At 69.7% G+C, this 18,446-nt stretch carries 19 protein-coding genes; 7 read left to right on the plus strand and 12 right to left on the minus strand.

Annotated features, from left to right (window positions below; all coding sequences use genetic code 11):
- Positions 1-19: 19 nt before the first annotated feature.
- The gene (locus tag AB0D08_RS18760) at positions 20-2,386 is read left to right on the plus strand and encodes a putative Ig domain-containing protein (RefSeq protein WP_359890004.1); all 2,367 of its coding nucleotides are present in this window, start codon (positions 20-22) and stop codon (positions 2,384-2,386) included.
- A 466-nt stretch (positions 2,387-2,852) separates the two neighbouring features.
- The gene (locus AB0D08_RS18765) at positions 2,853-3,362 is read left to right on the plus strand and encodes a hypothetical protein (RefSeq protein WP_359890007.1); all 510 of its coding nucleotides are present in this window, start codon (positions 2,853-2,855) and stop codon (positions 3,360-3,362) included.
- Positions 3,363-3,383: 21 nt separating this feature from the next.
- Here AB0D08_RS18765 and AB0D08_RS18770 read toward each other — a convergent pair whose 3' ends face one another.
- Entirely contained in the window at positions 3,384-4,379 is a 996-nt protein-coding gene (locus tag AB0D08_RS18770) for a LuxR C-terminal-related transcriptional regulator (RefSeq protein ID WP_033819687.1), read from the minus strand.
- Between the two features lie 142 nt (positions 4,380-4,521).
- On the opposite strand from AB0D08_RS18770, the gene AB0D08_RS18775 reads away from it, so the two are divergent.
- The 3 genes from AB0D08_RS18775 (at position 4,522) to AB0D08_RS18785 (ending at position 6,449) form a co-directional block, all read left to right on the plus strand.
- The gene (locus AB0D08_RS18775) at positions 4,522-4,824 is read left to right on the plus strand and encodes a hypothetical protein (protein WP_359890010.1); all 303 of its coding nucleotides are present in this window, start codon (positions 4,522-4,524) and stop codon (positions 4,822-4,824) included.
- Between the two features lie 183 nt (positions 4,825-5,007).
- Positions 5,008-5,139 carry a hypothetical protein gene (locus tag AB0D08_RS18780; RefSeq protein ID WP_255369508.1) on the plus strand — a complete coding sequence of 44 codons (132 nt, stop codon included), beginning with the start codon at positions 5,008-5,010 and terminating at the stop codon, positions 5,137-5,139.
- 113 nt (positions 5,140-5,252) lie between these two features.
- Entirely contained in the window at positions 5,253-6,449 is a 1,197-nt protein-coding gene (locus tag AB0D08_RS18785) for a beta-eliminating lyase-related protein (RefSeq protein WP_359890013.1), read from the plus strand.
- Positions 6,450-6,475: 26 nt separating this feature from the next.
- Here AB0D08_RS18785 and AB0D08_RS18790 read toward each other — a convergent pair whose 3' ends face one another.
- The 5 genes from AB0D08_RS18790 to AB0D08_RS18810 form a co-directional block, all read right to left on the minus strand.
- A complete protein-coding gene (locus AB0D08_RS18790) occupies positions 6,476-7,891 on the minus strand; it encodes a metallopeptidase TldD-related protein (RefSeq protein ID WP_033819688.1) in 1,416 nt (471 codons plus the stop codon).
- A complete protein-coding gene (locus AB0D08_RS18795; RefSeq protein WP_359890015.1) occupies positions 7,888-9,195 on the minus strand; it encodes an MFS transporter in 1,308 nt (435 codons plus the stop codon). The genes AB0D08_RS18790 and AB0D08_RS18795 overlap by 4 nt, the downstream gene beginning before the upstream one ends.
- Positions 9,196-9,229: 34 nt before the next feature.
- Positions 9,230-10,429, minus strand: a complete 1,200-nt coding sequence (locus AB0D08_RS18800; RefSeq protein WP_359890018.1) for a ThiF family adenylyltransferase — start codon at positions 10,427-10,429, stop codon at positions 9,230-9,232.
- The gene (locus tag AB0D08_RS18805) at positions 10,426-11,376 is read right to left on the minus strand and encodes an HEXXH motif-containing putative peptide modification protein (RefSeq protein ID WP_359890020.1); all 951 of its coding nucleotides are present in this window, start codon (positions 11,374-11,376) and stop codon (positions 10,426-10,428) included. Before AB0D08_RS18805 ends, AB0D08_RS18800 begins: the two co-directional genes overlap by 4 nt.
- A 257-nt stretch (positions 11,377-11,633) precedes the next feature.
- On the minus strand, positions 11,634-11,771 hold the full coding sequence (locus AB0D08_RS18810) for a hypothetical protein (protein ID WP_158515477.1): 138 nt from the start codon (positions 11,769-11,771) through the stop codon (positions 11,634-11,636).
- A gap of 319 nt (positions 11,772-12,090) precedes the next feature.
- Here AB0D08_RS18810 and AB0D08_RS18815 point away from each other — a divergent pair, with 319 nt between their 5' ends.
- Positions 12,091-12,333 carry a helix-turn-helix transcriptional regulator gene (locus AB0D08_RS18815; protein WP_051812113.1) on the plus strand — a complete coding sequence of 81 codons (243 nt, stop codon included), beginning with the start codon at positions 12,091-12,093 and terminating at the stop codon, positions 12,331-12,333.
- A 186-nt stretch (positions 12,334-12,519) separates the two neighbouring features.
- Here the strand turns inward: AB0D08_RS18815 and AB0D08_RS18820 are convergent, their stop codons facing one another.
- Positions 12,520-12,819 carry a hypothetical protein gene (locus AB0D08_RS18820; RefSeq protein WP_359890022.1) on the minus strand — a complete coding sequence of 100 codons (300 nt, stop codon included), beginning with the start codon at positions 12,817-12,819 and terminating at the stop codon, positions 12,520-12,522.
- A gap of 21 nt (positions 12,820-12,840) precedes the next feature.
- Entirely contained in the window at positions 12,841-13,368 is a 528-nt protein-coding gene (locus tag AB0D08_RS18825; RefSeq protein WP_359890025.1) for a hypothetical protein, read from the minus strand.
- 91 nt (positions 13,369-13,459) lie between these two features.
- Here AB0D08_RS18825 and AB0D08_RS18830 point away from each other — a divergent pair, with 91 nt between their 5' ends.
- On the plus strand, positions 13,460-14,926 hold the full coding sequence (locus tag AB0D08_RS18830) for a hypothetical protein (RefSeq protein WP_149038066.1): 1,467 nt from the start codon (positions 13,460-13,462) through the stop codon (positions 14,924-14,926).
- A gap of 215 nt (positions 14,927-15,141) precedes the next feature.
- On the opposite strand, the gene AB0D08_RS18835 is transcribed toward AB0D08_RS18830, so the two are convergent.
- The 4 genes from AB0D08_RS18835 to AB0D08_RS18850 all read right to left on the minus strand — a co-directional run bounded on the left by AB0D08_RS18835 (position 15,142) and on the right by AB0D08_RS18850 (position 18,426).
- Complete coding sequence (locus AB0D08_RS18835) at positions 15,142-16,761, minus strand: putative adhesin (RefSeq protein WP_359890028.1); 1,620 nt, start codon at positions 16,759-16,761, stop codon at positions 15,142-15,144.
- Between the two features lie 331 nt (positions 16,762-17,092).
- Positions 17,093-17,293: a 4-oxalocrotonate tautomerase family protein gene (locus tag AB0D08_RS18840; protein WP_033819694.1), complete on the minus strand. Its 201-nt coding sequence runs from the start codon at positions 17,291-17,293 to the stop codon at positions 17,093-17,095.
- 3 nt (positions 17,294-17,296) lie between these two features.
- Positions 17,297-17,689 (minus strand): nuclear transport factor 2 family protein, encoded by a 393-nt coding sequence (locus AB0D08_RS18845; RefSeq protein WP_033819695.1) that lies wholly within the window; start codon positions 17,687-17,689, stop codon positions 17,297-17,299.
- Positions 17,686-18,426 (minus strand): SDR family oxidoreductase, encoded by a 741-nt coding sequence (locus AB0D08_RS18850; RefSeq protein ID WP_033819696.1) that lies wholly within the window; start codon positions 18,424-18,426, stop codon positions 17,686-17,688. The genes AB0D08_RS18845 and AB0D08_RS18850 overlap by 4 nt, the downstream gene beginning before the upstream one ends.
- Between the last annotated feature and the right edge of the window lie 20 nt (positions 18,427-18,446).

Consider the following 18,446-nt stretch of genomic DNA (forward strand, 5'->3'; position numbering starts at 1 on the left):
GGCACGATGGAGAGCTGACATGGAACCGCTGTCCTACCCTGTACCCGGCAACTCCCCCCGCCCCGCACCACGGCCGGGCCGACGGCGGGCCCTCGGCCTGGTCACCGCCGTCTGCACCGCGGCCGCCGTCCTGCCCCTCACCCTCCTTTCTCCCAGCGTCCACGCAGCCGCTCTTCCCCCCGCGTGCGCCCCGGACCCGCACGACCCGAACGGCGTCGTCTGCACCTACGGCGCCGGCGACGGTGATCAGACGTTCGACGTCCCTGCGGGCGTGCCGCGCGTGACCGTCGACGCCACCGGCGCCCCCGGCGGTGACACCGCGCAGTGGGGGAAGGGCGGGCGTGGCGCTTCGGTCACCGGTGCGGACATCCTCATTCCCACTGGACTCACCAAGCTCTACGTCGAGGTGGGAGGCAAGGGGGGTGACGGCATCTCCACCGGCACCACCGCTGTCGGCGGATACAACGGAGGCGGCGATGCCATGAATGTCTCCGGCCACGGCGGAGGTGGGGGCGGTGCCAGCAGTGTGCAGACCGACCCGAACAGCTCCTGCGCGACGACCGGCCAGGCTGACGACTGCCGGCTGGTAGTCGCCGGCGGTGGCGGCGGTGGCGGCGGCGGTTGGGGTGGTGCCGGCGCAGGTCCCGGCGGTGCAGCGAGTAGTGAATATTCGGGCGGTGGTGGAGCCGGCGGTGACTTCGGAGTCGGTGGGGGTGGTGGTGGCGGCGGCAACAGGGATGCGGACGGCGCTCCAGGTTCCACCACTGCGGGTGGTGCCGGTGCCCCGGCGGTATACAACAACCTGAGCAATCGCGGGGGCACCGGTGGCGGCCCCGGTCCGGCCACCGCCGGTGGCGGGGGCGGGGGTAGCTACGACGGCTGGGGTGGCGGCGGGGGCGGCAACTCCGGAGGCGGCGCACCGACCGACGCATCAGGCAACCTCGTAACAGGAGCCAATCCCGGCGGACCTGGTCACGGCGGCGGCACCTCGAAGGGCGGGGGCGGCGGCGGCGGCTTCTTCGGCGGCGGTTCGGGTTACGGCGGCGGCGGTGGGGCGGGATCGTCCTACGCCCCGGAGGGCTCGGGAGCCGTGGCATCCACGGACAGCACGGGCACCGCAGGTGTCACCATCAGGTACACCGTTCCTTCCCCGGCCCCCGCGTTCAAGGCGGCACCGAAGAAGCTGCCGACGGCGACCGTGGGACAGGAGATCGAGCAGACCCCGGTGGCCGACGTCACGGGCGGCACCCTCCCCTACACCTATGCGATCGACCACATCCCCCCGGGCCTGGCCTTCGACGGCACCACCGGCGTACTGTCCGGGAGGCCGACCGCGCCCACACCCCCGGACCAGCCCGACGGCTACGCATTCACCGTCCACGTGGCCGACGGCGGTTCCCAGAGCGCCGATCTCATCTACACACTTCCCGTCGCCACGGCGCCCACCACGACGGCCGTGGTGAACGTCGCCCCCGCCAATCCCAACGACTCTGACCGACTCACGGTGGACGTCACCGTCATCAACGGCCCCGACACGTCCGGCGTGGCCGTGCCAGGCGGCGATGTCACCCTGACGGCCGACGGAGACAACGACGACCCGATCGGCACCGCACCGCTCAGCGGTGACGGCACCGTTTCGTTCACCGACCTGCCACCTCTGCCCGTCGGCTCCCACACCCTGACCGCCCACTACCCGGGCGACGCCCTGCACAGCCCGTCCGACAGTGCCGCGCAGCCGCTCACCGTCACCTATTCACCCGTCAGGACTTTCATCACCCAGCCCCCGCCGGACGGCACCGTCAACACCGGCTACGACACGGTGTTCAGCCCCATCCGCGTGAACGGCGGCAAAGCCCCCTACCACTACGACATCGCCTCCGGCGCCCTTCCCGACGGTCTCCGGCTCAACGGCGGCAACGGCGTCATCAGCGGTGTCCCCACCAAGGAAGGCACCTACACCTTCACCCTGCGCGTCAGCGACAGCCAGGACCAGCCCTCCACCGTCTCCCGCCAGCTCACCATCCGCATCAATCCCATGACCTGTGCCACCGCCCCCACCGCCGGCAAGAACGTCATCAACGGCACCACCGGCAACAACGTCATCAACGGCACCACCGGCAACGACATCATCTTCGGCAAGGGCGGCAACGACACCATCAACGGAAACGGCGGCAACGACCTCATCTGCACCACCGACGGCAACGACACCATCAACACCGGCACCGGCAACGACCGCATCGAAGCCGGCAACGGCAACAACATCATCAACACCGCCGCCGGCGACGACATCATCACCACCGGCACCGGCAACGACATCATCAACGCCGGCACCGGCCACAACACCGTCAACCCCGGCACCGGCCACAACACCGTCAACGGAGGCTGACCCGCCATCCCACCCTGACCCCGGCAACACCACACCTAGCACGGAAGGTTGGCACTGCCGGTGCGTCCGGTACCGTGCACCGCCCCGTATTCCGCCCGTTCCGCTGCCTTCGGCAGGGGACGGGCGGCACGGACGGGTGACGGTGTGAATCTTCACCTTCCTGGCGCAACAAGATCCGACATCGGGTGTGTCCGACCCGCAGGGGCCGCCTCCGCCGGTGCGACGGGTGCAGTCTTGACCCGGAGACGTCCGGGCGGAATCGGCTGTCCGCGTAGTACTGGAGGCTCTCGTGGGCGGCTATGTCCTGGAGTTGCCAGCAGATCACCCTCACCGCCACCGTCGCCGACGTCCCCGCCGGGGGCCCGGTGCCGACCGGTACCGTCACCTTCACCGACGGACCCGTCCCCTCCACCACCGCCCCCTCGGCACCGCCCCACTCAACGGCACCGGCACCGCAACCCTGGCCGTGTCACTGACCGCCGGCACCCACACCATCACCGCCCTGCCCGACGGCGCCAAAGGCCTCTCCTACGCCGCACCGGCGTTGAACGCCACCGGCGGCACCGGCACCTACCGCTGGACCAGAACCACCGGGAACCTCACCCGCGGACAGACCGTCACCTACACCGTCACCGTCACCAACACCGGCCCGGCGAAGGCGGCCGGGGTGCAGGTCGGCGCGGCGTTCACCGGCCTGAACACCACGGGCGTCACCTACAACCCCACCGCGGGCCGATCCGACGGCACCCGCACCATCCCCGTCCTCGGCTCGTCCCTGAACGGCACCTGGTGGACCCTGCCCACCGCGATGAACGCCGGCGAGACCCGTACCTTCACCATCACCGGCACCATCGCCACCACCATGAAGGGCAAAGCACCCACCGTCCTCGCCGGCGCCTCCACCACCACCCCCGAAACCAACCTCCCCGCCTACCTCAACAACACCGGCCGCTGGACCGGCACCGAGGTCCAATGACCCCTGGAGCACTGGGTCCGTTCAACGGGAGGGGGGCAGCCAGCCGTCCTGGACCGCGTGTACTCCCGCCTCGAAGCGGCTGCGGGCTTCGAGGCGCACCAGGAGCTCGGCGGCTGTGCGGCGGGCGGTTCGGGGCGAGACGGCCAGGCGTTTGGCGATGGCTTCGTCCGTGAAGCCCTGGGCGAGCATCTTGAGCACCATGCGTTCCTGCGGGGGCATCGCATCCGGATCGTGCGGCGGTGCGCTGCCCAGGGGGACTGCGGTGCTCCATACGCTCTCGAACAAGGCGCAGAGTGCTGCGACGGTGCCAGCGCCGTGGAGGACGACTGCTCCGGCGAGCGCGTCGGCGGTGTCGGCGGGCAGTACCGCACGCGAGCGGTCGACGATGATCATTCGGATGGGCAGGACGGGTGCGGTGCGGACCTGTCCGCCATGGGCGTGGAGCCAGGTGACGTGATCCAGCGTCGGTCTGTGGTTGCGGACGCTGTCCAGGTAGATGGTGCGCATCCGCACGCCGCGTTCGAGGAGGGCCTCGTTCGGGGCGCGGCTGGCCTCCAGGTCCTCGGCCGAGTGGGCGCCGCCCGGGGCGAACGTCGCGATCTCCTGCCTGGCGGCGTCGGCCAGCCGGGCCAGTCCTTCGCGGATGGCTTCAGGGCCGGTCAACCGTGCGGACTCTTCGTCCACGGCAGGGGGGCGCAGGGCGGAGCATTCGGCGATCAGCTTCGCCGCGGCGGCACGCGAGGCTTCCACCCGTTGCTGCTGTGCGGCCAGTTCTGCCTGCTGGCGGGCCAGCAGGGCTTCCATCGCGGTCTCCGGGCTGGTGGGCCGGAATCCGATGCCCTCCCGGGCCGAGGGGTGGATCAGGGCCAGTGCGCTGAGGCGGTCCAGGCCGTCGCGGACCCGTTGGTCCGGCATCTCGAGGCGGGCCGCCAACTCGCGCACCCCGTCCGGAGTGTGGCTGAGCATGGCACGGTAGATGGCTTCCGCTTCCGCGTCGAGCCCCAGGATCTCGAGCACTGCGACCCCCTCTGCTCGCCATGGCCGTGGGCGGATACTCTACGAGACCGGCGGGGCGGCCGGGTGGACTCTTTGTGCCGGGGCACAAAGAGTCCGGCTCGGACGGTGGTGGACGCTCAGGTCGGCGCCGGATCGTGGGTTCATGTACCTCATCCATGTCCGTCTCCGGGCGCCTGCCGGCGCGGTGCTGCCACCCGGTGCGGCCGGCCTCTTCGCGTCGTTCGCCGACGGCGGCGACGGCGTCGAGCACATCGCCGTCCATCGCGACGCGCCGGGCGGCCCGACGCTGGGTCTCTTCCTCAACGCCCCCGCTCTCGCTGCGGCGGAGGAAGCCGCCGAGCGGCTGGCCCGCCGGGCGGTGGCCGGACACGCGTCGTTGCGGGGCTTCGTCGTCGTGGCCGGCGAAGCATCCCTGGTACCGGGTCCGTGGTGGGACACGGGATGAGCCACCGGCGGGTGGACGCCTTATGTCACTGCATGTTCCGTCCACGCCTCGCCGGTTCCTGCGAGTGCGACGGTGGGCGAGAGTTGAGGCGTCGGCCGCACAATCGCGGCGAAGAATCCCAGGAACCCACCTCTGAAGGGGAATTCAGTGATGGTCACCCGTGCCGCAAGGATCGCTGCAGCCGTGCTCATCGCCTTCGGCGCGGTGACGACCGCAGTGGCCGCCACGACCGCCGCGCCGCATGCCGTTCGCAGTGCCGACGCCGGCAAGGCGCTGGACGACACCGCTCCGGGAGACGTCACCTGGGGCCACTGAGCCGCCCTGCCGCCCGGGGGCGCCACCTGCTCCGCGGCTGGGGGAACAAGGATCCACGAGACCACCGACGTACGTGGCGGGCCGGAGCAGCCGGCGGTGCCGGGAGGAACCCGATGAGCGGGACGAGTACGAGTGACGGCCACCACCGGCGGGGCGCCGCCGGCACCGGCGGAGACGGGAGCGGAGCCGGGGATTGCGGGCAGCGGGCCGTGCGGGAGGTGAAGCGGGTCCTCGCCCGGCCGTCCGCGACCATGTCGCTGCGGGAGTGTCTCGGGCTGCTCGCCGAGCAGGCTCCCCGGGCCCATGACCTCCTCGGCCCCACCGACACCTACGGCGACGGAGTCGTGGCGGAGGTGGAGCGGCGGGTGGCGGCCTTGCTGGGCAAGGAGGACGCGGCGTTCTTCCCGACCGGCACGATGGCCCAGCAGGTCGTGTTGCGGTGCTGGGCGGAACGCACCGGCAACCGCCACGTCGCGCTCCACGCCCTGTCCCACCCGGAGGTCTTCGAGGCCGACGCCTTCCGCCGGGTGAGCGGTCTGAGCCCGCTGCGGATCACGGGGGCACCGCGCCAGCCGACCGCCGAGGAGGTCCGGAACCTGCCGGAGCCGTTCGGCACGCTCATGCTGGAACTGCCGCTGCGCGACGCCGGCTACCTGCTGCCCGCCTGGGACGAACTGGTCGAGGTGACCCGGGCCGCACGGGAGCGGGACGCGATCGTGCACTTCGACGGCGCCAGGCTCTTCGAGTGCACCACGCACTTCGGCCGCCCGGTGGAGGAGATCGCCGCCCTGGCCGACACCGTGTACGTCTCGCTGTACAAGTCGCTCGGCGGTCTGTCGGGCGCCGTGGTGGCCGGCCCGCACCCGCTCGTCGAGGAGACGAGGATCTGGCGCCACCGCTACGGCGGGAGGATCTTCCACCAGTTCCCCGTGGCGTTGTCCGCGCTAGCCGGGCTGGACCGCGAACTGCCGCGGCTGCCCGAGTACGTGGCGCACGCCAGGACGGTCGCTCGGGCCATCGCGCAGGGGTTCGCGGATGCCGGGCTGGGGTGGTCCAGGGTGCAGCCGGAGGTGCCGCACATCCACCAGTTCCAGGTGTGGCTTCCGTTCGCCGCCGACAGGCTGAACGACGCGGCCGCCCGGCAGGCCGAGGAGAGCGGCGTCGCCGTGTTCCAGATGCCCTGGTGGGAACCCGGCCTGCCACCGGGGATCTCACTCACCGAGGTGACGGTGAGCGCGGCCGGCCTCGACTGGGATTCCGCCGAGGTGCGGGACGCGGTCGTCGACTTCGTCCGCCGCATCGGGCGGTAGACCGGTAGGAGACGTCGTTCGGCGGTTCACGGGCGGATGCTCCCGGGACGGGACGCCGCAGACGGCCCGGGCGGTGTGCGGGACAGCACCGAGAGCGGGCCGGTGAGCACCGTGGGCGTGCTCGCTCCGACCGGGAGCCGTCCCGACGCCGCCAGGCAGTAGGCCGACCAGGTGGTGACGGTGGCCGCGCAGCCCACGGCCCGGATCCCGAGGAGCAGCCGGCGGGCCTCCGCGGTGACCCGGAAAGGTGCGAGCCGGTGGGAGCGGGGCCCTTCCAGGAGGACGGCGTCCTTGACCTCCAGGACGACGGTGCCGTCGCGGTGGTCCAGGGAGCCGGCGCCCATCCGGTGGACGCGGACCACCGGTGCGCGGGCCGCCCCCAGAGCGCGGTCGAGGTCGAGGCCGCGTGCGGCCGGTGCCAGGTCGAGGTGGGTCATCCTCGGCTGGGGGATGTGCCGGGCGTCCTCGGCACGCCACGGCCCGTCCGGACGGTCCTCCAGGAGCCCCGTGAGGCGCCCGGCCGTGAGCATCGGGCGGCGGCGGGCGGCGGCCCCCAGCATCGTGTAGCGGTGGGAGCCGAAGCCCGCGTCGTGGCGGGGGTCGTCGGCGATGCTCAGCCCGGGGTGGGCGACCTGTCGTTGCCGGTACCCGGCCAGCAGGGACGGTCGTTGCCGCGAGCTCTCCAGCAGGTGGCCGCAGACCTCGTGCAGGAACGCGCCCGCGCTGCCGTCGACCAGGAGCAGCTGCATGCGGGGCGGGGCCGGCCGTTGCGGGGCGGTGGCTCGCTGCACCGCCTGCTCCGCCCGTCGGCAGAGGCCGCCGATGTCGGGCGGGACGCATCCGCTCCAGGCGAGATCGACGTCCGCCACCGGGGAGCCGTGCGCGAGGACGTCGATCACGACGGCCCCGGTGTGCACGGTCTCGCGGACGGGCACCGCACCGGCGGGGATCAGCAGACGCTCCTCGGCGGTCAGATGGGCCTGGACGGTGACGTCGAAACTGCCGCGGGGCAGCTGGTCGAGGAGCGCATCGACGAGGTCGGCCGGCACGAGGTCCTCGCGCGGCCGGGTCACCAGCGCGGTGCGGGCCGGGGCGGTGGGGGGCAGGCCCGGGATCCGGGGCGCGGGCCAGGGGCGCCCGAGCCGGTCGGAGGCGAGACGGACCGCCTCCTGCACGGCGTGAGCCGAACCGCCGCGGACGGCGGCGTACCGGGCGGCGCTCTCGCCCGGTCGGGCGGTCTCGTCGAGCAGGAGCGCGGCGGTCGTCTCCTCGGCGCGGTCGTGGCCGGGGTGGAGGCGCAGCACGGCGCCGGAGCGGGTGCCGGCCGCGGCGGTGAACCGGTGGCTGCGCACGGTCACGCAGCCGTGGCCTTCCTGTTCCTCCCGGACCGGTCCCCGGGCGTCCGGGGCGGGGAGGGCGGGGCCCGCGGTGGCAGCCGTCATGCCGGCGCCTGTACGCGTTCGGCGGCCGGTGCCGAGGGTGCAGCCGTGCCGTTCGTCCTGCGGCTGCGCAGGGCCGGCGCGAACGCCGTGGCGGCGACCAGGCCGGCAGCGATGCCCACGGTCCAGGCCGCCCTCGACGTGCCGACTGCGGCGGTTGCCGCGCCCAGGAGGGTGCCGCCCAGCGCGAAGCCACCGGTGATGGCGGACTCGACCAGCCCGTACACCGGTCCCGAGTCCGACTCCTTGATCTGGCCGGCGTAGGACGTCCAGTACGTCGGCTCGGGCAGGTTGGCCGCCGCCCCCACCAGGACGGCGCAGCCGAGGGCGAGCAGGAGGTTGGGGCTGGAGCCGAGCGCGCCGAGGGCGATGCCCATCGTGACGATGCTCCCCACGCAGAGCAGGAGCCGTCCCTGCCGTGCGATCGAGCCGCCGGCCAGGACGCCGAGTACGGAGCCGACGCCGATGGCGGTGGTCAGCCAGCCGATGGCGCCGTTGCCGGCGTGGAGGCGGCTGCCGAGCGGCGGGAGGAGCACCATCGAGCCGCCGGCGATCGTGCAGGCGGTCGCCTGGGTGATGAGGCAGGCGGCGACCACCGGCTGGTTCTTGAGCACGCGTACGACGGTCGTGATGGTTCCCGTCCGGCGTTCGGCGGTCGGTCCGGGCTGCTTCTGCTTCTGCTTCTGCTTCTGCTTCTGCTTCTGCTTCTGCAAGGGTTCGTGCGCGGCGGCCGGTGCGGCCGGGCGGATGCCGGACACGATGAACGCCGAGACGACGAAGCTGGCGGCATCGACGGCGAGGGCGCCGAGGTTGCCGATCGTGGTTGCCATCAGTGCCCCCAGTGCCGGGGCCACGACCATGACGGTGGTGGCTGTCGCACCGATCACGGCGTTGAAGTCGGGGCGCCGGTCGGCTTCGATGACGTCGCGCTGGAAGCGGCGTTCGGCCGGCGCGTGGAAGGCCGTCAGGACCGCGCAGCCCACGACGAGGGCCTCCAGCATCCACACCGGCCGGTGCGTACCCGCTGCCGCCACGGCCAGCACCAGCAGCGCGGCGCGGGCGACGTCGACGCGGATCATGAGGGTGCGCGGCACGAGTGCCATCCCCCAGCCCCCCGCCCAGGGTCCCAGGACTGCGGGGACCAGGATGCGCGCGAGGCTGAACAGTGCCAGCGCGCCGACTCCGCCGGCGTCGAAGACGAGTGCGCTCATCGCGACGAAGAGGACCCAGTCGCCGGCTTTGGAGATCGCGTCGGCGGCGAGCAGTCGTCGCGCACCGGGCAGTTGCACGACGGTCTCGAACTTCACCGGAACATTCATCGAAGGTGGCCTCGCTCGGGGTTCAGGTGGGAACGGGCGCGGTGTCGGGCGTCGGCGAGCAGGTGCAGCCGGGATGCCCGGGGAACGGTTCGACCACGGTGCCCGGGTGCCGGTAGCGCACGATCCCGCCGGCGGACGACGGCTTCGCGGCTCCCGTGAGGTGGAGCACGATCTCGGTCGTCATCAGGTGCGCGACGGTCAGCGGCCCGGCGACGAACGCGGGGTAGCGCCACGACTGCTTGGCGGCGAGCGCGTCGACGACCATGTCGTGGCGCACGCCCAGTTCCTCGCGCAGCCGTTCTTCGAAGCAGCCGAAGCATCCGGGTGCGCCGGGTCGGTACATCGGGCCGACCGAACCCGCGAAGGCGCCGAGGTAGGGCACGGCGTTCCTCTTGCAGACGGTGTCGATCCACCGGTTGAGCAGGAAGCGCGGTGCGTCCGCGCAGACGGCCACGAAGTCTGCGCCCTCGATGCCGTCCTGGACGTCCCCGGGGCTGCTGACGTACTGGCGCAGGACCCGGTACCGCGTGTACGGGGAGAACCGTTCGAGCTGCCGGGCCAGGCAGTCCGCCTTGCCGAGGCCTGCCTGGCGTGGGCTGTAGAGGATCTGGCGGGTGAGGTTGGAGACCTCCACGGTGTCGCCGTCCACCAGCGTCAGCCGGCCGATGCCGGCCGCGGCCAGGGCGAGGGCCAGCAGGCTTCCCGCCCCGCCGAGTCCGATGACGGCCACGGAGGCGTCGCGCAGCCGTGCGAAGTAGTCCCAGTGTCCGTGCGGTGTGGTGGAGAGCGTGCCGAGCCACTCGATCTGCGTCGAGAACCGTTCGGCCAGGTCGTCGTCCGCCCACTCGGGGCGCCGGTCGTCGCGCAGCGGCACGAGGATGCCGGCCTTGGCCAGGGGCAGCAGGAGGCGTTCGATGCGGCCGACCACGTCGGGGGTGGCGGTGCCGGTGATCCGGTCGGCGACGGCCTCGAGCGTCGGCCTGCTGTCCTCGATCATCCGAAGGATGCGGCGGAGGGCCTCGGGCGGTACGGAGATCGCCCGGTGGTCGGCGTAGGTGCTGTTGAAGAACAGCGATCCGTCGGCCAGTTCGAGCATTTCCCACTGGGTGCTGAACTGCCAGCGCTGTCCGGGCCGGCCCAGGACGACCGTGCGCTCGGCGTCGGCGCCTCCGCCCGCGCCGGTGCGGCGGCCCGTCGGTGCCGTCGGTGCCGTCGCGGTCATACCGGAATCCCTTCGTGCTTCGCGGACGTTCTCAGGGCCGTCCTGAGGATCCGCCCGTCCTCGGTCCACTGCGCCGATTCGTCCAGGAGCGCGAGCGCCGAGTGCAGCGACTGCAGGGCGAAGATCCGCCGTTCCTCGACGGGGTGGCCGTCCAGGGGGCCGCCGCCCCGGTGGGTGCGCTGGTAGCGGTGGAGGCCCTCGGTGATGCGCCACATGACGAACGCGGCGTGCAGGACGCCGCGCAGCGGCCGCGGGTCGGGTCGCAGCGCATGGGTGCCGACCGCGTCGGGGTTGGCGATGAAACGGGTGAACTGCTCCCGCAGTAGGAGGGCGTGATGCGCGGACTCGTGCAGGAGCAGTTCGAACATGCGGAGTGGGTCGCCCGTCTCCTGCACCTGCGCGTAGATCGTGCCGAAGGTGCTCTGCAGCGTCGCCGAGCGCATCGGGCCCCGGACGAGGACCAGGTGCTCCACGAGCGTGTTGTGTTCGCTCCACGCCTCGGGCCAGGCGGTGCGAAGGGCCTGGCGGCTCAGGTAGAGCGAGGACCAGGCCTCGGGCGGCAGGGCGGTGACGACGGTCCCGACCTGCTCGTCGCCCCAGCCGAGGGAGCGAAGGACCTCCTGCAGTCCGTCGCGGAGCCACGGCGCGTCCGGCGGGCCGGTGTAGACCGCGGCCGGCGCCGGCGATCCGGCCTCCTGCAGCTGGCGCCGGGTCTCGGCGGGGCCGGCGCCGGCGGTGTTCCGGTAGAGGGAGTGCACGACGGCGGGCGCGAGTCGCCGAACGCGGGGAACGAGGTTCTGCGCCTCCGGGCGCTGGGCCTCACCGAGTCTGCCGACCGCACGGCGGGCGAGGCTGCGGTGGTAGATCGCAGCGATCCGCGCGGTCGCGGTCACGTCGATGTCGGCCGAGCACACCTGCTCGGCAAGGTCGGCGGGTATCGCCTTCACTGTTCCTCCTGGGTGATTCGCCGTCTCCCGGTATGTCGCAGCACGCGGGGACCCGGGGCGGGACGCCGAGGTCCCGCCCCGGTGCGGCTGCCTGCCGTCGGACGACGCGTGCCGTGCGCGGCGGACGGTCGACGCCCGCCCTTCGCCGGTGTCGGCGGCCGGCGTCGGCGTGCGGCGGTCGTCCGTCGGCGCCCCGTGACCGCGGCCGTCCCGGAGCGGCTGGTCGGGCGGGCGGCTCGCCGTGGGTGACGGAGGTGTCAGTGCCCCTGCGGCTCGACCTCGGTGCCGGCGTCGAGCGCGGTGGAGCGCGGCTCACCGAAGGTGAAGGAGGTGTCCGCGGTCTCCAGCTCGATCTCGGTCGCGAGGTCGGCGTCGACGTCGACGATGTTCTCCATGGTGATCTCCTCATTTCGGGGCCCGCGGTTCGGGCCTGAAAGGATCCTGCGACATCCCCGGCGGAGGTGACGAGTCCTTGAAGTTCACGACTTGACGCAGGGTCATCCCCTGTGCATTCACGTGGATCCGCGGGGTCTCCTGGCCGGTGCAGGCGTGCGGCTGGACGGCTTATGCCACGGCATGATCCGTCCACTCGAGAGCTGTTCCGTTCCCGGGGGAGAACTGCGAGGTTGAAGAGAAATCACCGTCGCATCGGCCGCCCGGCGTGGGGACGCAGAGCCCCGCTCCGGGGATTCTCCAGGTCACACGGAGGATGGATTGGCAACAACAGTCGTCTCAGCCGTCGACCGCAACGATTCTCCGACGCAACGTGCCGCCCTGTCCCCGCGCGAACTCCAGGTGCTCCGCCACATCGCCTCGGGGCACACCAGCCGGCAGACGTCGCGCCGCCTGGGGATCAGCCCCAGCACCGTCGAGACGTATCTGAACAGGCTGCGGGTGAAGCTGGCCGCCCCCACACGGGCCCACCTCGTCAGGGCGGCGGTCCAGCTGGGACTGTAGCGGCGGGGGAATGCGGCTGGGCGAAGCCCTCCCGGAGAGGCGGCCCCACGGATCGGGCCCTCTCCGCGCCCCCGCGCCTTCAACGTCAACACCAACCCACCGCCGCCTGAGCCCGGCCCGCGAACACCCGGAATGCGGGCTGGTTCACGGACCGTGCCGGGTGGCGGCGCTCGGGTGGCCGACGAGTCAGTTCCCGGACAGGTTCACCCCCAGGCCGTCCACCGTCATCGCCCGGTCGGTCACGCGTACGTCGGTCGGCGTGAAGCGGGCGCCGTGCAGCCGCCCCTGGATCAGGGTGCGGACAGTGGGCGGGTAGGAGTCGAGGTGGTCGAGGACCGTCTGCGGGACCTCGACGGTCCCGTTGAACAGCCTCGGGTCGGAGGTGAGCCCGGCCGACCGGGGTGTCTGACGCAGCCCGTCGACCGTGTGCAGCACCAGCGTGACGCTCTCCGTGCCTGACCGGACCACCAGGGGTGTGGCCGCCACGGCGACGTCGAACCCGTCGACCTACAGGGTCAGGTCTCCGTCGTTGCCGGAGAAGTCGTAGGGCGACACCGGGGCCAGGGTGTCACGGGAGCGGTCGTCGCCCGGGTTCTCCAGAGGCGCTCCGGTCAGGGGCAGCCCGGTGGGGACGAAGGTCCAGGAAGGCGCGGTCAGGGCCTTGCTCCAGTACCCGGTCGCGCCCTGGCTGGCTCCCTCGACGCGCAGTTCTCGGGCGTCGGATCCCGGGCCCGTCTTGTGGACCGAGATCCGGTCGGTGATCTGTCCGGGGATCTTCGGCTGGTGGACCCAGTCCGGCGACGGGAGCTGGATCGCGGGGTTCCGCCACGCCGCGCTGGTCCTCGTAGGGTGAGGGAGTCGGCGCCGCGGCCTGGAGATCGCGCGGTGCCGGCCGCAGAGGGCCTCTGACGTGAGGGAGGAGATGTCGGGTACACGGTAACTGCCGGTCCCCGGCCGCTCTTGTTCGGCCCGAGGATCTGCCCGGAAGTCTTCCCCGCGGCGCAGCGTCGGCACGCCGGAGCGGCGGAGAATCATCCTTCACCATTCTTCCGCCACGCAGGCCCCGGGCCCACCACCTGTGATGGCCTTGCGTCCGGCTGCCTTTTCCACACCTCAGGGGTGACTCGTGAAAATCTTCTTCGCCCATGGCGTCACAAAAGGCAAAAACCGCGTCAAACTGCCCAAATGGCTGCGGCTCTGCGCCCTGCCCGGAGAGGAGGTTGAGAAATCTCTCGCAACCTCGATCGTGACCAATCATGATGAGCGCGTGTACTACACCTGGGAATATTTCGACGACCACTCGTGGCCAGAGCTGTCCCTCACCGGGCTGGGGCAGTACGAACGTGATGCCGTAGCAGGTATCAAGGCGCCGCCCGGGGTGACTGTGGCCTACGTAGAGGAGACGACGACTCTCACCGAATGGATCAAAGGCGCACCATCCCGGGAGGAAATAATTCTCGTATGCTGTTCGGTCTGGGACCGAAAGTCCAGTCGGAATCCTGGAATCGTAAGCGGGAAGTCCAAGACGAAGAAGGCAAGGTTCAACGATCAGAGGGTCACCGACATGCTGACCCTGGCAGACAACACCATCACCAATGACACCGTCTGGCAACGGCGCAAGGTGTCCGTCGCCGACGGACTGGACGCCGTGAAAAATCCTGAATCTCTCTCACTGCTGAAGCTCGAAGACCAATTCCTCGCACTCGCGCTGGAGCTCGAGTCGTGGCGCCTTGCCAAGCCCACCGAGGACCGAAGCACGTGGCTGCCGCTCCTCCGACTTGCCGTCGATTCCAATTACCCCGTGGATGCCGTTCGAGCAGTGCTTGCAGCCGCCGAGCCGCCGCACTGGGGCGTCCAGCTGAAGGAGCTCGAGAAGCAGCTCGACCATCCCGCGCTCCTCATGGACATCGGCTGGGAGCTGCTGAAGGATGAGTGGGTGACCCCGGCACGACATTTCATAGGAATATCGAAGACCCTGGACAGGTCCTGGAAAATGGTCCAGCAGAAGGTTAAAGCAATCGGCGACGCAGCAAATGCGTTGCCTAATTCAAAGTTCCAAGACCTGGAGGCGTGGGAAAAGTTCCTCGAGCTCCTCTACGAAGATCGCGATCACAACCTGGGGCAGCTGCTGCGAATATGCCCGGATTGGGGCGGGACAGTGGGGAGCCTTCCGCTGGTCGCAGTGGACTGGAGGGAAAACTTCCCGGCCCGCTACCGGGAATCCGAGAACTACCGGCTGGCGTTCTGGGTGCTGAACGATGCTGCCAATCACATCCCGGCCCTGAAAGACCTCATCGCAAGGGCCGGGAAGCCTGCCGCGGCTGTATCGAAATATGATGAGGCGGTCGGCCTCCTCAAAGAGCAGCACATCCGGGGAAATTCCGTCATCTGGCTGGGAAACGTTCAGCACGATGTCGCCATCGTCTGGGAAGGATGGACCTTCTCCCCGGTGTGGAACGACGCGCTGCAGGCATGGACGGGCCTTCAGGTGCCCGTCACCGACTGGGACACGGCGGAGAGCCCGGCGACCATGCTGAGCTGCAATCTCAGGTTTGACGGCGGTTGGTATCTCGAAGAACTTCCCATAACGTGATCTGCCGTACCGGGCTCTTGTTCTGCGGCCCGGACCGCTCGCACCGACTCCGTCACCGCCGCAGGGCTCTTGCAAGGTCCGCGTGATCTTGTAAATCTGCTGGTTGCCGCAGGTGTGACCGGATGGACCGAAGGCCCCTCAGCCTGATCGATGCGACGCCGCCGCTCCAGTAGCGCCCGATGATGGGAGGGCGACGGCTCCGGCCTGCTCATAGGTCATTCGGATGCTTTTGCGGCCTGCGCGAGCAGCCCTGCACGGGTCTCGACAAACCTGTCCCACGTGCTCTGCATCGCGTCGGCGACGTGGTACCAGAGAGGCCCCAGGGCAGCGCGCTCCTCTTCCTTCAGCAGGTTCACCATCCCTTTGGCCCAGTGGGGCAGATCCTGGTCCGGGAACTGGTGCTCCCTACCGCTCAGATACTCGGTCAAGTGATCCTTGTCCATACTCGAGAGGTCGACCTTCATCTGCTCCTCGCCGACGACGTCCTCTTCCATGGGGTCGCCCTCGACTACTGCCTCCTCAGCCTCGAGAGCCTTCTCGAAAATCTGGAGGACAACAGCCCTGTCATCCGCTTCAAGATTCATGATGCGCACAGCAAGAAAGGGATCTAGGACCCACTGTGAATATGCGAAATATTCCAGCCCAGCCCTCCTGTGGTCGATATTTTCCGCCCTTTCGTAGAGACTCTCGGGAATGCTTGGCTTATCCTTCGATTCTCCCCCCTTGAATACCCCGGTCCTGGCGAAGTGGATGATCTCCGTATCGAGAACATTGTGCGCCTGGAGCATTTCGCCGCCATACTGGAAGTTTACTACATTTCTCCCGTCGCTGAGAAATTCGTCCACGAGGAAGAAAAGCTCAAGATCGGGCTTCGTCTCTCCGATTGAAAATGCCTGGTGATAGAGCCAGAACGCTTCCCTCCAATACGATTGCTCGAGCCCGTCCCTGGCAAGGGCCGGGAGTTCGATCTCAGGATTCCAGAGCTCCCTCGGCATGAACCCCCATGCTTTTCTCACCTCACCCCACTGGTTGGGGTCCGCCATCTTGGACCACGGACTGCTTAGATCGGAGGCGCTTCCCTGGCTATCCAGTGTGAACCCCACCACCGGGGCCTTAACACCCTGTGGTCGGCCTTCCCAGTCCCGCAGGCCATGAGTTGTCCAAGATTCACTTTGGACCTTGTCCGCCTTTCTTAGGACTTCCGCCACGAAGCGCTCGTCGTTCTTGAATCCGTACCTGTCGACAGCGGCCCTCCTGTTGAGATCCTCGTGGAAATGAGGCTCCACGCTTCCGAGCGCCATTGTCAGGCCTTGGCTTCCGAAGGTGTAGTCGACCTGGCAGGCGAGGAGGTGGATCGAATCAAGCCCCGGATTCTCGCGCGTTACGTGGTTGACAAGCTGCTCCAGGGTGCACTCGGGAACTCCGTCGATGGTGATCTTCCCGGACCTGTTTCGCACCGGCCCTTTTTCGAATACAATTTTTCCGCTTTCATCCTTCCCGATATTACCGTCCTTGTCCCTCACAGGGTTTTCGAATTCCCAGCCAACCATGTAGAGAGGGCCCTTCATATTACTGTTCTCCGCCACGGCCATATGCTGGGCGGCTTCACTGTTGTAAAATCCGGTAAGGGTCAGATTCGGCGTCTCGGTCCCCGGGGGAACCACCCTCATCGCTCCTATGGAGTCGAAGCCTCCGGTCGACAGGACGGCAATCCCCACCGATCGGTGCGTGGCACTTCCCAGTACGCTGTAGAAGTACAGGGTAATCCCCGCCGGTGTGACATAGGGCGTTCGACTGAAGTTCGCACCGTGTGACGCCACATGGACAGTTCCCATTTGCGCATCCTTCGATTCGACATAACCCACCTGAAAGTCGAGCAATCATAGCTCGAACGCTCTTGGATTCTGTGCACTTTTAAATATCCAGAAAGGTGCCTCTCGGTGCCCGGCGCACTGCCCGACGAGGAACCGCAGCTCGACCGGCAGGCCTGTGAAGGCCTGGGCCAGGGGGTCTGCAGGCGTTCACCACCGCTCGGAGAGCACGACCCACGAGTGCCTCCGCGCGCGGGGCACGGAGGCACTCGTGATCACGGGGTGGTCCGGCTTGCGGACGGTTTCCAGGAGGTGGCCGGCTGCGGCGGGCCGTGCACCGGCCCGTGGCCGGGACTCAGGCGTGGCGGCGGTACTCCTCGACCGGCACGCCACCGATTCCCCAGTCCTCCAGCGCCACTTCGTCGAGCACCACGAAGGTGGTGGCCGGGCTCTTGCCGAGGACCTTCACCAGCACATCGGTGACGCCGGCGATGACCTGGGCCTTCTGCTCGGGGGTGGCGCCCTCCCGAGTGATCTTCACGTTGACGTACGGCACGGTTCAGCTCTCCGTTTCGAAGTGTTCGAAGTGGAAGACCTTGGAGACGATCTGCCAGCGGCCCTCCACCTGCACCATGGTCAGGAAGTCGCTGTAACGGCGGGGTCCCATCGCGCACTCGACACGGGCCAGCGCTGTCACCGGGCCGGCGAATTCGACCGACACGATGCGGTCACGGCGCTCCTCCCGCCGAGCAGCCGGCGGCTCCCGGCGGGCGACCATCGGCAGGTACTCCGGCATGTGCAGCAGCAGGAGCGGACCCTCGGTCGCGGTCGCGTACACGGCCTGCGGGTGGAACACCCCTTCCAGAGCCTCGCGGTCCCCTTGGTACAGGCCGTCGAAGTACGCCCCGAGAACCGCACGGACCGCGGTCTCGGCGTCCGCCCGGCCGCTCACAGGGCACGGCCGATGACGTGGCCGCCGTCCACCCGCAGGGCGTGGCCGGTGACGAATTCGGCGCCCGCCAGGTACAGCACGGCCTGGGAGATCTCGGAGACCTCGGCGACCCGGTTGAGCAGGTGGAGCCCGCCGAAGGAGTCCACGTCGGCGCCGGCGTGCAGCGGGCTGCGGACCACGCCGGGGGCGACCAGGTTGACCCGGATGCCGTCGGCGGCGAGCTCGGCCGCGAGGCTGGTGGTCAGCGTGTGCACACCGCCCTTGCTCACCACGGGGGCGGAGGCGGGGAACCCGGCGATGGCGTGGTCCACCAGGACCGTGCCGATGTTGACGATCGCCCCGCCGCGCCCCTGGGCCCGCAGCTGACGCACCACGGCCTGAGTCGTCAGGTAGGTGCCCCGCAGGTTGCCGTACAGGTAGCCGTCGAGCTCCTCCTCCGTGACCTCGGTGAACGGCTTGGGGGCGAAGGTGCCGGCGTTGTTGACGAGCACGTCGACCCCGCCGAAGCGCTCGACGGCGGCGGCCACCAGGGCCCGCCCGGTGGCCGCCTCCCCGATGCCGCCCGGCACGGCGACCACTCGCTCCGGGTGCCCGAGCGCGGCGGCGGCCTTCGCGAGGCGCTCCGATTCCCGGCCGTTCAGGACCACATTGCCCCCCTCCGCCAGGAAGGCCCGCGCGATATCCAGGCCGATCCCGCTGGACGATCCGGTGACGACGGCGGTGTTGGTGCGTGACATGGCTGTTTCCTCTGTGCAGG

Origin of the sequence: Kitasatospora sp. NPDC048540, assembly GCF_040651175.1 — a bacterium.
GTDB lineage: Bacteria > Actinomycetota > Actinomycetes > Streptomycetales > Streptomycetaceae > Kitasatospora.

What these genes read in the sequence shown, in the direction of transcription:
- AB0D08_RS18760 (WP_359890004.1), top strand. Translation starts at nt 20, where the DNA reads ATGGAACCGCTGTCCTACCCTGTACCCGGCAACTCCCCCCGCCCCGCA.
- AB0D08_RS18775 (WP_359890010.1), top strand. Translation starts at nt 4,522, where the DNA reads ATGTACCTCATCCATGTCCGTCTCCGGGCGCCTGCCGGCGCGGTGCTG.
- AB0D08_RS18785 (WP_359890013.1), top strand. Translation starts at nt 5,253, where the DNA reads ATGAGCGGGACGAGTACGAGTGACGGCCACCACCGGCGGGGCGCCGCC.
- AB0D08_RS18790 (WP_033819688.1), bottom strand. Translation starts at nt 7,891, where the DNA reads ATGACGGCTGCCACCGCGGGCCCCGCCCTCCCCGCCCCGGACGCCCGG.
- AB0D08_RS18800 (WP_359890018.1), bottom strand. Translation starts at nt 10,429, where the DNA reads ATGACCGCGACGGCACCGACGGCACCGACGGGCCGCCGCACCGGCGCG.
- AB0D08_RS18810 (WP_158515477.1), bottom strand. Translation starts at nt 11,771, where the DNA reads ATGGAGAACATCGTCGACGTCGACGCCGACCTCGCGACCGAGATCGAG.
- AB0D08_RS18825 (WP_359890025.1), bottom strand. Translation starts at nt 13,368, where the DNA reads ATGATTCTCCGCCGCTCCGGCGTGCCGACGCTGCGCCGCGGGGAAGAC.
- AB0D08_RS18835 (WP_359890028.1), bottom strand. Translation starts at nt 16,761, where the DNA reads ATGGGAACTGTCCATGTGGCGTCACACGGTGCGAACTTCAGTCGAACG.
- AB0D08_RS18850 (WP_033819696.1), bottom strand. Translation starts at nt 18,426, where the DNA reads ATGTCACGCACCAACACCGCCGTCGTCACCGGATCGTCCAGCGGGATC.